The sequence below is a fragment of the Solibacillus sp. FSL K6-1126 genome (assembly GCF_038003445.1).
GTDB lineage: Bacteria > Bacillota > Bacilli > Bacillales_A > Planococcaceae > Solibacillus > Solibacillus silvestris.
Genome location: NZ_JBBOPD010000001.1, coordinates 2,082,005 through 2,098,418 on the forward strand (window position 1 = coordinate 2,082,005; position 16,414 = coordinate 2,098,418).

A 16,414-nucleotide genomic window follows, 5' to 3' on the forward strand; every position below is an offset into this window, starting at 1 on the left:
TTTAAATATTATTTCTCGATTCTTGATAAACAAACCTGCCCGTTAGTATAAGTACATTTCATCTTAACATTAACATAAATATCCAAATTCATTTTAAATTTGATTCCTTCAAATGGCCCTTTAATTAAATAATGCCCTTTTTCTATTCAAGAAAAGCGCCAGATTATTGAACAACTTGAATATATTTTCGGCCTCCTATGAATTACAGTGGTACTTTGACTAAAGTACCCTTCACTAGTAGCAGATTATATTTAAATGTAGCACTTGATAAAGGGATAAATTGTAAAACAAATTAATTTTTATGGTAACATTTATAAGTAAGGGGGTTCTAAATGAATAACTTAAATAATGAGAAATCAATTCAAGAAGAAATTAGAGCTGTAAAAAAACAGACCGTTAAAGTATTGGGTTTTGGTTTCTTGGTTATATTATTTTTTTTAATTTATTGGATCTATTTTGAAGAGAATTTATTAGTTGAAAGTAAGTCCCCTTATGCTGATAAAGAAGTAATTATTAATAAAGTCGGTAATTGGATAACAGACTCCGGTACAATTAAAATTTACTTTAAGGAAAATGGAAGGACTAGAAATACTAAAAAAATAGAGCTTGAAATTTTTAGAGAATCTAACCATAAGGGAAAATACAATATTGTTTGGAGTGTTGATAACCATGTCTCAATAGCTATGGTATTTGAAAAATTTATCCAGAGTGTGGATTATAACTTTTCCACCAATGACATAGAAATTGAGAAGTTGGATAAAACAGCAGCGATCAGTCTAATTAAGAGAAATTAAATTTTGTCTTGCGATTCTTGATTATATTAAATTTATTAGGGAAAGGAGTTTGTGCATGAAAACAAAAATTTTATTTGGTTCTGCTATTGTCGTTATATCTATGGTTACACTCAGTGGGGTCCTTAAATATTCAAGTTACAAAGATGAAGCAACAAATAGCGATATTGTAGAAGCATCTGAATCCCAAATTTATCATGCTGAAATCGGAGAATGGGTTTCAGAGATGAACATATTACTTTCCGAACCGTTGAACGACCCAAAATTGAAGAAAGCGAATAACGATGAGGGATTCGAGTATTATTTGAAGTCACTAGTAGTCGATAGAAAATCACCAATCGATTTAATTAAAGGAAATAAAGAATTGGAAGAAGATTATATAAATTTGTTTCTTTTAACCAGTTATATAGCTAATAAGCAAGCTGCCCGTACGGTACATTTAGATCCTAATGGTGAAGCGATAGAATCAACAGATTTAGTTAATCAATGGGCACCTACTGATGAAAATACGCATAAAGCATTCGAGTACGTGAAGCAAATTATGAATGATTTAGACGTTGCCATTAATCATAACGGAAAAGGTGAAATATATGGTGTGACGCATTTATTAAACGGTGATAAGGCTTCGGAAGTTAAAAAATTCGTAACCAGCAGTTGATAGTGAAAATGCCGAAAGTTATTTGTCCCCTTTAGACGGTAGACATGTCGAAGATTTCGATTTATCTACTGTCTTTTTGTTTAAATAAGGGCTACTTACTTATACAGCAATTTGGCCCTCTAACGGAAAAATGCGATCTTCTTATTGAAGAAACGCGCCAGATTGTATTATTAGGTCAGCCAGAAAATATTTCTGGTTGACCATTTTTTATATCGATATATGATAACGGTAGCCGAGGTAGAACGTTCGCGCCCGTGGGGCTAAAACCTCGTCCGCAAAACAGTTCACCCCCTACTTGTAGAAACATGTTTGAGGCTGGTTGGGACAGTGATCTCGTATAACAAGCGAAGCTATGACACTACAAAGAGGATTTAGGGGTTACCGGCAATTATCATTTTGAAGGAGGAATTATAATGAATCCAGTCATTGGCCTGGATGTAGCTAAGGTGAAAGTCAGGTTCAAGCTTATTTGGAAAGAAAGAAGCCCTACAAGAAAAGCTTTAAAGTAAAACATGGTGTGACGCATTTATTAAACGGTGATAAGGCTTCGGAAGTTAAAAAATTCGTAACCAGCAGTTGATAGTGAAAATGCCGAAAGTTATTTGTCCCCTTTAGACGGTAGACATGTCGAAGATTTCGATTTATCTACTGTCTTTTTGTTTAAATAAGGGCTACTTACTTATACAGCAATTTGGCCCTCTAACGGAAAAATGCGATCTTCTTATTGAAGAAACGCGCCAGATTGTATTATTAGGTCAGCCAGAAAATATTTCTGGTTGACCATTTTTTATATCGATATATGATAACGGTAGCCGAGGTAGAACGTTCGCGCCCGTGGGGCTAAAACCTCGTCCGCAAAACAGTTCACCCCCTACTTGTAGAAACATGTTTGAGGCTGGTTGGGACAGTGATCTCGTATAACAAGCGAAGCTATGACACTACAAAGAGGATTTAGGGGTTACCGGCAATTATCATTTTGAAGGAGGAATTATAATGAATCCAGTCATTGGCCTGGATGTAGCTAAGGTGAAAGTCAGGTTCAAGCTTATTTGGAAAGAAAGAAGCCCTACAAGAAAAGCTTTAAAGTAAAACATGATCTTGATGGGTTAGCTAGTTTATTAGATTTTATTAAAGAAGTAGAAGATATTTCAGGAGAGCGCCCTCCCCTAGTTATGGAGTCTACAGGCCATTATCACACACCAGTTGTTCAATATTTTGAAGACAAAGGTTATTTAATCATTATCGTAAATCCACTCATCTCTTATAAGACGAAAAGTTCTAGTTTACGAAAGGTAAAAACAGATATCGTTGATGCCAATCATCTCTGCGAGCTGTATTATAAAGAGGATTTAGAGCCTTATAAAAAGCGTGGCATCCAACTTGCGAACTTACGTCATCTTACGAGACAGCACGATAATATTACAGGCAGGTTTGTACAAACTAAACTACATTTCCAGGCAGTCTTAGATCAAGTATTCCCTGAATATAGTAATGTTTTTGGCGACTTATATTCGAATGTTTCTTTAAAAATACTACAGACTTATCCTACTTCAGAAGATATATTGAGCGCCAATAACGAATTATTAACAACTAAAATAAAAGAATTCTGTAATTCTCGTTCTCTACAATGGGCAAATCAACAGGCTGAAAAGCTAATGACTGCAGCAGCTCAAAATCCATTTCAACAGGCTTTATATTCTAGCCTTGCCCTAAGTTTAGATATGTATATTAACATGATCTTTGAATACAAAAAACACCTATCCCTACTTGAAAATGAGATAGATGCTTTGGCCAAAAGTAATGAAGAATCGAAGATTATCCAATCAATTCCTGGTATCGGAGAAAAAATCGCTGCCACGATTATATCTGAAATTGGGGAAATTGAAAGATTTAATCACCCTAAGAAACTAGTCGCATTTGCCGGTCTTGATCCAAGTATCTTTGAATCAGGTACATTAAGGAGGGGGGGTTCCTATCCCCTACTAAGGAAAAACACCTGTTATTACAACACAGCTTATTATCATTGCTTTATTTATCTGTATGATTCATTCCATTGAGACACTTGCATTTGCAGTACGGAGGTCAAAAGCAAAAAATACCACAATAAAAAATGCAGCTAATTTTAATTCATCGAGATTCCAAATTTTCTTCCCAATAATAATCACTTAACACTTCAGCAAGAGCTTCCGTTGATCTATGAAGTTCTTCTACCGTATTATCTACTCCCCCAATTTCTATAATTAATGAGTTTGGGGAAAAATCTTGATTATAAATTCCATTTCCCTGACTGCTACTTTTTTGAAGAATGTCTTTTGACAAAGATGGATATCTATTCTCTAATAGTGTATGTAAATTATTCGCAAACTGAAGATTCTTTTCAAATTCTGCATGGCCAGTTCCAACTACAAAAAGTAGATTAGCATATTTTGTTCTATTTATTTCAATCGTTGTATTCTCTTTTCGTAATGAATCACGGTGAATATCTATAAAGTATTCAAGGTCTTTATTTTCATTTTGTGATAGTTGCACTAGCTCCCTTGAAACATTGTAAGAGCTGGTGTAATCTAATTTCCTAAAATTCAAAAGTTGTACAATATCAACAGTCTCAACTTTCGTTCCTACTCCCCTTTGATCCATTGCTCGCCCAAGCATTTTTCCAACCAATGTTATGTTTGCTACTGAATGATAAGCTTCTTCTGGTCTGATTGTATCTTTTAAATAGGGCAAAAAGGATTCCCTACTATGGGAATGATAAATATAAACAACTTCTTTACCAAAAGTAGAGTGGATAGCCGAAATTTCTTTAGGTGATTCCATATTTCCAAAAATCCCCTCAATATTTTTTATTCGAAGAGTTCTGTCTTTTAATACTGTTTCCATAGGTGGTTTTAAGTCATCTCTATCCGTGTTTTCAAAAGTCTTATCCTCTTCTGAATTAAATTTATTAGTGGGACTTTTTTTATTTAAAGCACTATTTATAGCTTCTTTTTCCTCATTATTTTTATTATTAAGTTTGTAGGTCATTGCCAACCAAATAGTAGCTATTGCCCAGATAATAAAAAGGAGGATCGCGATATAAAGAAATAATATTGTTTTATTCTTTCCCTTTCTTTTGTTCGTATCTTCTGTTAATTTAGGAGACATTTAGACCCTTCCCTTGCTATATTTATTAATTAAATTAAGTAGTTAAAAAAACCCTCAAGTAAATCCCAACTATTACTTGAGGGTGTTCTTTAATTATCTTTTATTTAACTAGATTACTTCTACTTGTCCCATCATTCCGTTTTCTTCATGTTCGAGAATATGGCAGTGGAACATGTATATACCTTTATTATTAAATTTCACGGCTAATTTAACTGTTTGACCAGCTTCAATTGAAATTGTGTCCTTCCATCCCTGCAAGTTTACAGGTGGCTCATTTCCATCAATTAAAACAACTTTAAATTGAGTACCATGAATATGAAACGGATGGATCATGCCACCCATCGCATCTGGTTTATTGTAAATTTCCCAAATTTCTGTTTCACCTTGCTTCTGCGAAAAATCAAGTCGGTTCATATCAAATTGTTTACCATTAATATAAACCATTTTCCCCATACCGAAAAGTTCTAGTTTTTTCGTAACGGATAAATTTCTTTCTTCATCTGTCACCGCGAAATCATTTAAACTTGTTGAAATTTCTAGCGGATTCGTTTTTTGCTCATCAATAATAAATGGTAATAGTATTGCATCATCTTCATTCAAAAGTGCAATATCACTTTCAGAATCGTATTTTGAAAAATCCACAATAATTTCCGCTCGCTCACCAGGTGCTAATGTAATTTTACTCATCTCAATAGGGCTATTTAAGAAGCCACCATCACTTGCTATTTGTTGGAATTTATCTTCTGTATTTAATTTAAATGTATAATTTCGTGCATTCGCTCCGTTTAATAAACGAAGTCTCACTTTTTCTTTTCCTATTGTCAGTTTTGGATTTATCGTACCATTAACTAATAAAGTATTACCGATTGTACCATCATCATTTCGTACTGCTTGATAATCAAACTGTTTTTCGACAGTGAACTCTCTATCTTGAAATACTAATGGAAAATCGTTTACCCCATATTCTTTTGGTAAGTTTAGATTTTTAGAATTATTATCTTCAACATAGATTAGTCCTGCTAGACCTTTATATACTTGTTCAGCTGTAGAACCTTCTGGATGAGGATGGAACCAAAGTGTTGATGCACCTTGACTAACAGTAAACTTCACGTCTTCCATTGCTCCTGGTCCTAAAAGCTGATGTGGACCACCATCGCCTTCACCTGATATATCTACACCATGCCAATGAAATGTTGTTGGTTCAGCTAATTCGTTTTTTGTTCTAAATATTACCGTTTCTCCTTCATTAACACGAATAACCGGACCTAAAAATGACCCATTGTATCCAAATGTTTGAGATTGAACTCCCTTAAAAATTTCTGTTGTACCTTGTTGAGCATTAATAGTAACAACTCCATCTTTCGGTTCAATTAATTGTGGGATGGCTAACTCATTTTCCCCGGTCGAATTATTTAGTGCAACAAGGTTTGTATGACTTGCATGACCGTTTTCCATATCCATTTCCTCTATTTCCTCATCGGTCATGTTCGAATGGTCCATACCCTCCATGTTTGTCATGTTTACATGATCCATTGCTTCATGCTCACCAGATTCAGAACTAGCTGCACTACAGCCTGCAATAATAACACTACTAATTAGTAAAGTAGTAACTAAAAAATTAAACTTCATGATATTTCCTCCTTGTGTTTCATTACAATTACTGTAACAAATAAATATGGAGGAAATATGGAGATTAACGGCCATTGCCAAGAATGTGCAGAAATTTTCCGTGAAGTTCGAAAATGTGTAGAAAAATAGCTCAATAATTAATGCGCCCCTTTTAGAGGGGATTACCAAATCATTTATATATTTGGTTTTAAACCTAAAACTTTTAAATATCCCCACATAATTGAGTTATGCCACATTGCTAAACAGATTTATCTTAAGAATAGTAACAAACTATACATAATAGTTATTATTAAACCTATTAATAATGCTAAAAAACCAAGTGCCATTAGGTCTTCATTTTTTTCCATTTTTCTATATTCTTTATATGTTAATTCCCCCATAGCAAATCTTAAACCATTATGATTAATATTTACTGAATAGGATTTCCCCTCAGTATCTTCAAAAATTGCTTTTGTAATCAATGCTCTTCCATCTCCAAAGTTTTCAAGATTCTGAGGTTCAATAATACTCTCATCAGAAAGCTCTAACTTCATCATTTTGTACATTGATTGGTTTTTCATTTCTTCACATATTCTATAAGCCTGCAGTTCAACAAAATTACTAGAAATACACACTTACCTCAACTCACTTTTATTAGATTTGAATAAATAATTACATATTTTTTTATTATATTCACTCACCTTTAATTTTTGCTACTAAACTGGATATTAAAAAATAATATTAAAAAGCCTAAGAATGGACTTACCCCTGTCAAGTAGACAGCCTATAAAAAGACTAAGCAGCCATCTGGTGACGATATTCTATCGGTGCCAGATGGTTGAGTCGTTTTTGGAAGCGCTGGTAATTATAAAAGTAGATATATTGCTCAACAGCTTGTCTTACCGTTTCCTCTGAATAATCATGTAACAGATACAAGCACTCGCTTTTAAAGTGCGAGAAAAAGGACTCAATACAAGCGTTGTCATGGCAGTTTCCTTTGCGAGAATGACTGCCAATCATGCCAAGCTGCTCTACTGTTTGATGATACTTTATGGATGTGTATTGGTAGCCTTGATCTGAGTGAATGATGCTTCGATACACATTTCTTTTTGCGGTCAATTCCTGGAGGGTATCCATGACTAATTCTAAATCATTACGCTTGCTAATACGCCAAGCGACAATTTCGTTGTTATATAAATCCTGTACAGCTGACAAGTAGAGAAATCCATTTTTCGTTGGCAGATACGTAATATCTGTTACGAGCACCTCATTTTCTACACGTTCTTTAAATTGACGCTCCAACACATTATCAAATACACGTGAGAGACGGTTGCCCCATACGCGACGCTTTTTACGGATAATCGATTGAATACCCAACTCACTCATTAGTCGATAGACTTTCTTATGATTCACAAGAAAGCCTTTGTCTCGTAAAGCGATTTTCATGCGTGGATATCCATACATTTTGTGCGTTTGATGAATTGCCAAAATTTGCTCCTTTAAAACAATATCATTATGTTTGCGTAACGATACTTTGCCATTTTTAAGCCACTTATAGTAGCCTGAACGTTCCAATTTTGCCATTTTAGTAAGCCATGTAATGGGATAGCGATCTTTCATTTCTTCAATAATTTGATAACGATCTGAATAAGTAGGCATTCCTCCATTTACAGATTTGGATACTGCTTTTTTAAGTATTCGACCTGTGCCTTATAGTAATCACGTTCTTCTTCTACATTTTTAAAGTGGACCCGTTTTCCTTTTAAAGGATTCTTCTCACCTTTCGCACCAGAACCTGTAGATGCGATACGATTAAAAGCTTCGATGGATCCGACTTCTTTATATTTCTTCACCCAAGCTTTTACTTGAGAAACATTACGAATCTCATATCGATCCGCAATTTTTTGCATACTTTCATTGCCTGTTAAATAAGCTTGTACAATCTCTAACTTCAACTCGTTTGAATAAATACTATTTTTTCTCGACACAGAAAAATCCCCTTTAAGTAAAATGTTTACCTACAGCGTACTGTAGGTTTTTTAACATTGTCTACTTAAAGGGGATAATATCAAGAATTCGAATTCTTAGGCAATTTTTTATTTACTATTTTTACTTATTATTAATCTTTAAAAGCTGTGCATTTATTGCACAAATAATCGTACTCATGACATAACTGCTACACCTATTGCCGGTGTTATAATCATACCCAATATGTGAGGGTGTCAAGGATGCCAATGAAAATTAGCACAATTCCAGCAATCCTTTGTATGACTCTTCCTGCCTTCATACTTTTTTTCATGATTAAGCCTTTTACATCAAAAAACCATATTAACCCTAAAATCAGCATAAGAGGAATCGATGTTGCGATTCCAAATATTGCAGGGAGCACTAATCCATAAGATGTAGATGCTACCGTAGGCATTAGCCAAACGAAAAAGAGGACAAACATAGTAGGACAAAATGCAATTGCAAAACTTGCACCTAAAAGGAATGAGCTTACTTTTCCCTTTTTTAAACTTTCTGGAATATGAAAATTAAAGCGACTTAAAAATTGAAACTTTAAAAACCCTAATAGTACAAATCCAGTAATAATTAATAAGGGACCAATTATTTTACGGAATAATGGAAAGTACTCCGTTATTTTTGTTTCAAATGATTGACCAAAAAACCAGGCTAAAAATCCAATGACACTATAAACCATCACTTTCCCAATAATGAAAGATGTGATTACTCCCCAACTGTTGTTTATTTGAATCGTTCGATTTCCATAAAGGGTTATTGCGCTGATATTTCCGGTAAGTTGACAGGGTGCTACCGCGCCAATTAACCCTAGAAGAAGGGCTATAAAAAATGGAGAATGATCAAATGAATGTAAAAAAGCAGAAACTGGATTACTGATTATTTGACTTATTTGAGACAAAAATTTATACATTTTATTGTCACCTTCTCTAGTTACTTATTGAAAGCTACTCTGCCCCAATTAGACCTTTATCTATAGATTGAAAATTTCTTACCTTACCTGCTCTATCTCAAAATCCCTAAATCAATTTCATTGTTGTGATACAAGTACCGTCATTTTCATATGTAGAAAATTCAGATTCAATGGCTTTTCCTTGATGCTCAATTTTTATATTAAATGATTGTTCACGGGGTAACCATAAGTCAATAAATCCATTCTCTTCTGTTTTTAATGTGTCATCAACTAGGACATTACCTTTGGCATCCTCAATGTATACATCAAACTGTTCACTTACCATTTCACCCTGACATCCCGTTAAACTGTGATTTTCGCAAGGATGTGTTTCGTTTATGTAAGGGGCAATTGAAACAAAAAATTCATCTTTAGGAAGGTCATATACTTTCTCATTTCCATCGATTTCTTTTACTAATAATTGTTTAGATGTTATAGAAGCGGACTCAGCTGTAACATTTCGGGCACTATAGTCTTGAACTAATTCCTTAATTTCTCTACTTTCATTTTTTATAGAACTGTTTTCCTCATTCTTATTTTCTTCACTACAAGCTGTCATTAGAACAACTGAAAAAATAGTACTAATAAGCATTTTTAATTTCATTTTACTTTACACCTCTTGGTTTTAATTAGATTAATTCCATTTATAACCGATTCCCCAGACAGTCTTTAGAAATTCATTAGTAGGAAAACCTGCTTTCTTCAACTTTTCTCTTAAATTGCGAATATGGGAATCAACTGTTCGAATATCCGTTTCTGTTTCATAATCCCAAGCCGCATTGAGCAATTCTTCCCGTACATAAACTTTAGAAGGTCTAGACATCAGCGCCTTCACAATAAAAAATTCTTTCGATGTAAGTTGAGCAGTCGAATTTTCGTAATACAAGGAATATTTCTCCGTGTCTAAATAGAATTCGTTATAAACAACATTATCACGATTACTCTCATCTACTTTTGTAACTCTTCGTAAAATCGCGTTAGCCCTGGCAACCAATTCTCTTTCATCAAATGGCTTTGTGAGATAATCATCAGCGCCGATATTTAATCCCTTTACTAAGTTCAGTTTATCTGTTCTTGCGGTAAGCATAATTATAGGGACTTGTGAGAATTCACGTATCTTTTTACAAACTTCCCATCCATCCATTTCAGGCATCATTACATCTAAAATAACCAAATTTACTTTTTCATTTCTAAGTGTTTCTAAAGCATTTTCTCCATTTTTTTCTTTTAGACATTTAAATCCGTGTGGAACCAGAAATAATTCAACCAGATTTAACATTCTTTGTTCATCATCTACTAAAAGAACCGTTTGCATTTATTCTTTCTCCTTTTATATCGTTATTTTAAACGTACTACCCTGTCCTATTTTGCTTTCGACCTCGATGGTTCCTCCATGTGCATCTACTAACTCTTTCACAACAGCGAGACCGATTCCTGAGCCTCCGTACGCACGTGACCTTGATTTTTCAACTCGATATAATTTCTCAAATATAAATTCTATTTCGTTTGATGGAATCCCAATACCAGTATCAATAACAGAAATAACTGTACTTCCATCCTTTTCATATGCTTTTAAACAGACCTCTGAATTTTCGTTGGAATATTTTAAAGCATTATCTAATAAATTTAGTATTATTTGTTCTAATCTAAGAGCGTCAGCATAGATGTGTAAATTGCTTTCACAAACAAGATTAAGTTTGATTTTTTTTATTTCAAATGAAGGGGCTACGAATTTATAAATATTCTCCAGAAATGGTTTGGCCAAAAAATGTTCTTTGGAAATGGTGAAGGTGTTTTCATCCATTCGTGCCAAATCTAATAAGTTTTTCATTAATTCTTTCATTCGATTTGATTCTTCACCAATAATTTCTAAGTAATATTTCCGATCCTTATCACTCAAATCTTCTCTTTTTGCAACTTTCGAGTATCCAATCAAATATGTTAGTGGTGTATTTAATTCATGAGCAATAGAAGCAAGGAACTCATTTCTCTCATTCTTTAATCGTTTTAAATCCTTTGCTAACTTATGAATGGAATACGATAAGTCACCTAGTTCATCACTCCCTAAATTCGGTAAATTCACCTCAAAATCACCTTTACTTAATTTCTCAGTTGCTTCTTTCATTCGGATTAACGGTCGAGTTAGAATTTTAGATAGTAACGCATATATAATAAATAAAACGATTAATCCTATAATTCCAGATATAACAAAATGCAAGTTCATGTCATCAACCATTTGATTGATTGATTTTGTACTTTGAAACATTAAGACAACGCCTGACCGATTTTGATCCACTACGTATGGATGTACGCTAATTATGTATGGTAGACTTCTCCAATCCGAAACTACTATGTAATCTTTTTCACCATTAAAATCGTCTACAGATAGTTGATACTCTTCTTGCAACATATAGGAGTTATCGGAACTGCCAATAATACTACCTGTACTATCTATTATCATCACTTCACGCTTTTCATTTTTTTCCATTAACACAATATGTTTTATCGTGGTATCTGAATAATTTTCAATAAGAACGTCGCGATGATTTGCACCATTTGCCAATAATAACGAGAACTCTTCTTCCACCCTATTATTAATCATATTTTGATGAAGGTAATACATCAAAAGCGATTCCATTATTAGCACCACTATGAAGAAACAAACCGCCAATTTTGTAGAAATTTTATTCACTTTATTTTGCTCTCCTCACATAAAACGTCTTAAAATATAAATAGATTGTTAGCTAATTTAATCCCCAAAAAATGGCGTTAATAACGCAATAATTATTGTCATCCAATCAGAGTACAATAAAATTTCCATTATAATCATAATAATGCCATCTATCTTCATAAAAACGTCACTACGTTTTTGAAAAAACTCCATTTTCCTATAAATAGAGACATTAGTAAAGATGGAATCGAAAAACCTAGTACATAAAATAACATATACCATATACATCTATTTGGATCCGATATCCCTAAAGCAATAACTCCTGCCTAATTGGTCCAGTACATGGTGTCCAACCTGCTCAAACCCCATACCGATAATGATGGTGCCTAAATATCCCTTTGGGCGTGATTTAAATAAAAACATTGCGCTGATTTGTCTTAGTAAATCTATATTACATAAATCTCCTTTAACGAACTCAAAGAAGAAAAGGGCATATAAGATAAAAATGCCGGATAAAGAAGTAGTGAACATGGAGAAATAAAAGCCAAAAGCACAGCTCCATATGCAAAAAATGGGTTTATTTGGGTAATTAAATATTTTCACTAATCTTTTCATAAAACCGTATTCATTATTTTAGTAATAGCTAATGTTAGTATAAGTAATAAATATGGAGAAATTATGCAGGAAATTAATTTATAATTGTTTTGTGTCCTTATTTAGCAATATAGCTAAAACCGCCATTTTGAAAAAAGATGATCATAATGGCGGTTTTCATTTTAGTTAAGTATGAGACTTATATAAAAAAAGATCGATTATTTCCTCAGAGTGTTGTTCCACAATAGCGCCCGATTGCTGAATAAAACTTATAAAATGAGAAGTACATAATACTAACTAGTTTTATTGGTTATTAGTACTTAAACTCGTTAGATGCTTCGTCTAATTTTTGAAGTTCTTCTTCTATTTTTTTTACATCAATCCTTTCATATAGAGGTTCTATATTATTTAATTCAGTTGGTAATTCCGCAACTTCATCCCATCCGTTTAAAGAGGTACCTAACATTTGACGAATCTTATCACATCCGAATGGTAAGAAGGGATGTAATAATTGAGCTAAATTTTGAATAATGTAAACACAAGTTGCAAGCGTTTCTTCACATTGTTCAATATGTTTATTAACAGTAGTCCATGGTTGTTCTTCATCAAAGTAGCGATTTGACCTGCGAATAAAGTTAAAAATAGCTTCAATTGCCTGTTTCATTTCACCTGATTCGATATGTTCCCCAACTTTTGCATATAAGTGTTCCACATCTAATTTAATACTAATGTTTACTTTTGCTTGAGGGACTTTGTGATTAAAGGATTTTGCAATGAATTTCAACGTCCTATTCACAAAATTAGCAAATGCACCCAATAGTTCACTGTTGTGACTGTAGATAAATTCTCGCCAGGAAAAATCGGCGTCACGATTTTCTGGTGCATTGATTGTTAAAAAATAGCGAATCGAATCTGGATCATAATCTTTTAATATTTCTGGTACCCAAACTGCCCAATTTTGACTTGTAGAAAGTTTTCTTTTCTCTAATGTTAAATATTCATTTGAAACAATATGTGTTGGTAATCCCTCTTGACCTAGCCCCATTAAGATTGCTGGCCAAATTACTGTATGAAATGGGATATTATCTTTGCCATGAATATAATAGGAAATGGATTCCTCATTCCACCATTCAGAAACATCTTTTCCATTTTGTTTTACCCATTCTAAGCTTGCTGTGTAATATCCTGCTACTGCTTCAATCCAAACATAGATTTTCTTTTGTTCAAAGCCTTTTACAGGTACAGTTATCCCATTAGGTAAATCCCTTGTAACAGCTCTATCTGGTAGTCCTTCAGTTAAATAACGTTTAGTTAACTGTACGGCATTCTCTCGCCATCTTCCTTCTATAGATGCTTCATTAACAAAGTTCTCTAATTGCTGTTGAAAATGACTAAACTCATAATAATAATGTTCAGTTTCTCGGATTTCTGGCTCATTTCCGCAAATTTTGCATGTTTTATCTTTCAAGTCAAGTGGATCTAGAATGGTTGAACAATTGTCACATTGATCTCCACGTGCTTTTGCCCCACAATTTGGACACGTTCCTTCCACAAATCTGTCTGGTAAGAATTGATTATCTACTGTACAGTATGCTTGCTCAATCCTTTTTTTAAATAAAAAGCCATTCTCTAAAAGCTTTAAAAATATATTTTGTACAGCTTTATGATGATGTGATGCATCAGTTCTTGTATATAGATCATAAGTAAATCCTAATTCATTGAAGCATTGTAAAAATTCAGTGTGATAACGATCCGCAATTGCTGTTACTGTAGTATTTTCTTGATTTGCCCGTATTGAAATTGGCGTACCATTACAGTCACTACCTGATACATAAAGCACCCTTTCACCTTTTAAGCGATAATATCTTGCCAAAATATCTCCTGGCAAAAGTGCTGCTACATGACCTAAATGCAAAGAACCATTTGCATAAGGCCAAGCGCCTCCGATTAATACATTCATTCTATGTTTCCCCCTTATAATAAAAAAAGGCCTAATCGCAAATTGCGATTAGGACGAATTATCTCGTGGTACCACCTAATTTTACAAATAGCTTACACTATTTGCCTCTGCCAGTACGAAGTCATACTGCCGCTGTTGTAACGAGTGCTCATCTCGTCGTAGCCTACATATCGGTACGAAGCTCAAAGGCCATGTTCAGTAAATTCGTTTTGCTTCATTTCCACCATCAGAAGCTCTCTATAAAAACTCCAATACTTACTCTTCCTTATCAACGCTAAATATTACAACTATAATTTACCACAATGGTCAAAAAAGTCAAAATATTCTATTTGAGTTCGCTATACAATCTGGAAATTTTGGTAAAAAGTACCTTCCTTATTCAAAAATAGCTGCCGATCGTAATATAAGGTTAGCCAGATTTTTCTGGTTGACTTTTTTCTTTTAGGTCTTATTATAACGGAGTCGGGGTAGAACGTAGCGCCCGTGGAAGCTTAATCCCGTCAACAAAACTGTTCACCCCCTACTTGTATAAACATGTTTTTTTGAATATGTATAAAGATTTATAATCCTTTATTATGAAATTAGAGGACTCTACTTCACAAAGATATATCCAAAATAAAGTGTTAGTAATTTAACCCTTCTAATTTTTGGCAATACGAGACCAGATCATAACCGGAATTAATAATAAAGAGAGAATCCCTCCAATAAATGATAAAGTTAGATAACTTGATCCTGCCATAATCACTCCCGACAAGGCTCCACCAGCAGCTCCTGACAACGCCACGAAAACATCCAATGTACCTTGTGTTTTAGCCCTTGTAGAGGTTGTAGTTGAATCAACAATAAGTGCAGTCCCACTTATCAACCCAAAATTCCATCCTAATCCGAGTAGAGAAAGTGCAATCACCAGGAAAACCATGGAATCTCCTGGTGCAAATGCTGCTGTTAAACCCGCCAGAAGTAACGTAATTCCAGAAGCAATCGCCATAGCAGTACGTCCCAATTTATCAACAAGGATACCAGTAACCAGAGAAGGCAGATACATGGCACCTATATGAAAACCAATAACAATACCAACTTCCCCTATGCTATGCCCATGATGCCGCATATGAACAGGTGTCATTGTCATAATAGCTACCATTACAATTTGAGTGAGAACCATAATTGTCGCACCTACAATTATGCCTCTTCGGTTTTCTACTTGCTCTGTAATAGCTGAATGTGTTTTCTCATGCTTTTCTTTGTTGGACGCTTCTATTGATCTTGCTATTAGTAATGGATCTGGCCGAAGCATAGCAAAAAGCACAATTCCTGCTAAGATATATGCAGCTGCTGCTAAAATGAATGGTCCAGCAAGTGCTGGAACGCCAATAGAAAGAGCAATATCACCCATTACATTTACTAAATTCGGACCAGCAACTGCACCAAAAGTTGTAAAAACCATCGTAAGACTAATAGCAGTCGCTCTCTGTTTATTATTTGCTAAGTCCGTACCTGCATACCGAGCTTGTAAATTAGTTGCAGTTCCTGAACCATAAACAAGTAAAGATAGAAATAACAGCAAAACGCTATTTATAATAGCTGCAATGATGACCCCTATTGCCCCAAGCCCACCAATCATAAAACCTGTAGCCAGCCCGATACGACGTCCAGACGCTTGCGAAAGTCTCCCGACGATTAAAGCTGCTCCTGCTGAACCTAAAGTAAATAACGCGGAAGGAAGCCCGGCATAGGCTTCTGTACCAAGCATTTGCTGTGCAAGAAGCGCCCCCACCGTAACGCCTGCTGCTAATCCTGCCCCACCAAAAATTTGTGAGACACTTACAACGAATAATGTCCGCTTATATAACGCTTTTTGTTTTTCCGGATAAAGAATGTAGCTTTTCAGTGTAGCTGTTTGTTCTTCTGAAGATTCTACACGAGTTTTTTGTACCATATTCCTGCCTGCCTTTCTAAAAACCTTCCTACAAGATTTGGAATATCATAACACGCACATAAAAGCCATACAATATGAAAA

General features: G+C 34.3%; 13 protein-coding genes, 2 pseudogenes and 1 other annotated feature. Of the genes and pseudogenes, 3 read left to right on the plus strand and 12 right to left on the minus strand.

What is annotated here, in order from left to right:
- Positions 1 to 332 precede the first annotated feature (332 nt).
- The 3 genes and pseudogenes from MHH44_RS10180 to MHH44_RS10190 all read left to right on the plus strand — a co-directional run.
- Complete coding sequence (locus tag MHH44_RS10180) at positions 333 to 794, plus strand: hypothetical protein (RefSeq protein WP_340798488.1); 462 nt, start codon at positions 333 to 335, stop codon at positions 792 to 794.
- Between the two features lie 55 nt (positions 795 to 849).
- Positions 850 to 1,449: a hypothetical protein gene (locus MHH44_RS10185; protein ID WP_340798489.1), complete on the plus strand. Its 600-nt coding sequence runs from the start codon at positions 850 to 852 to the stop codon at positions 1,447 to 1,449.
- Between the two features lie 993 nt (positions 1,450 to 2,442).
- A pseudogene (locus MHH44_RS10190) lies at positions 2,443 to 3,410 on the plus strand (IS110 family transposase); the annotation flags it as partial.
- A gap of 166 nt (positions 3,411 to 3,576) precedes the next feature.
- Here MHH44_RS10190 and spoIIP read toward each other — a convergent pair.
- The 12 genes and pseudogenes from spoIIP to MHH44_RS10250 all read right to left on the minus strand — a co-directional run bounded on the left by spoIIP (position 3,577) and on the right by MHH44_RS10250 (position 16,333).
- Positions 3,577 to 4,593 (minus strand): stage II sporulation protein P, encoded by a 1,017-nt coding sequence (spoIIP, locus tag MHH44_RS10195; RefSeq protein ID WP_340798490.1) that lies wholly within the window; start codon positions 4,591 to 4,593, stop codon positions 3,577 to 3,579.
- Positions 4,594 to 4,701: 108 nt separating this feature from the next.
- Complete coding sequence (locus tag MHH44_RS10200; RefSeq protein ID WP_340798491.1) at positions 4,702 to 6,222, minus strand: multicopper oxidase family protein; 1,521 nt, start codon at positions 6,220 to 6,222, stop codon at positions 4,702 to 4,704.
- A gap of 248 nt (positions 6,223 to 6,470) precedes the next feature.
- Positions 6,471 to 6,782, minus strand: a complete 312-nt coding sequence (locus MHH44_RS10205; RefSeq protein WP_340798492.1) for a hypothetical protein — start codon at positions 6,780 to 6,782, stop codon at positions 6,471 to 6,473.
- Positions 6,783 to 6,996: 214 nt separating this feature from the next.
- Positions 6,997 to 7,860, minus strand: coding sequence for an IS3 family transposase (locus MHH44_RS10210; protein WP_340797581.1), 864 nt, complete (start codon positions 7,858 to 7,860; stop codon positions 6,997 to 6,999).
- A gap of 8 nt (positions 7,861 to 7,868) precedes the next feature.
- Positions 7,869 to 8,189: a helix-turn-helix domain-containing protein gene (locus MHH44_RS10215; protein ID WP_008409062.1), complete on the minus strand. Its 321-nt coding sequence runs from the start codon at positions 8,187 to 8,189 to the stop codon at positions 7,869 to 7,871.
- Between the two features lie 212 nt (positions 8,190 to 8,401).
- Positions 8,402 to 9,133, minus strand: coding sequence for an urease accessory protein UreH domain-containing protein (locus MHH44_RS10220; RefSeq protein ID WP_008407200.1), 732 nt, complete (start codon positions 9,131 to 9,133; stop codon positions 8,402 to 8,404).
- Between the two features lie 106 nt (positions 9,134 to 9,239).
- Positions 9,240 to 9,776 (minus strand): CueP family metal-binding protein, encoded by a 537-nt coding sequence (locus tag MHH44_RS10225; RefSeq protein ID WP_008407201.1) that lies wholly within the window; start codon positions 9,774 to 9,776, stop codon positions 9,240 to 9,242.
- Between the two features lie 30 nt (positions 9,777 to 9,806).
- On the minus strand, positions 9,807 to 10,487 hold the full coding sequence (locus MHH44_RS10230; RefSeq protein ID WP_008407202.1) for a response regulator transcription factor: 681 nt from the start codon (positions 10,485 to 10,487) through the stop codon (positions 9,807 to 9,809).
- A 15-nt stretch (positions 10,488 to 10,502) separates the two neighbouring features.
- Complete coding sequence (locus MHH44_RS10235; protein WP_340798493.1) at positions 10,503 to 11,864, minus strand: sensor histidine kinase; 1,362 nt, start codon at positions 11,862 to 11,864, stop codon at positions 10,503 to 10,505.
- Between the two features lie 57 nt (positions 11,865 to 11,921).
- Positions 11,922 to 12,433 (minus strand): annotated as a pseudogene (locus MHH44_RS10240) (cytochrome c biogenesis CcdA family protein).
- Positions 12,434 to 12,750: 317 nt separating this feature from the next.
- Positions 12,751 to 14,397 (minus strand): methionine--tRNA ligase, encoded by a 1,647-nt coding sequence (gene metG / locus MHH44_RS10245; RefSeq protein WP_340798494.1) that lies wholly within the window; start codon positions 14,395 to 14,397, stop codon positions 12,751 to 12,753.
- A gap of 46 nt (positions 14,398 to 14,443) precedes the next feature.
- Positions 14,444 to 14,678 (minus strand) — a binding site (T-box leader).
- A 359-nt stretch (positions 14,679 to 15,037) separates the two neighbouring features.
- A complete protein-coding gene (locus MHH44_RS10250) occupies positions 15,038 to 16,333 on the minus strand; it encodes an MFS transporter (RefSeq protein WP_340798495.1) in 1,296 nt (431 codons plus the stop codon).
- Positions 16,334 to 16,414 lie beyond the last annotated feature (81 nt).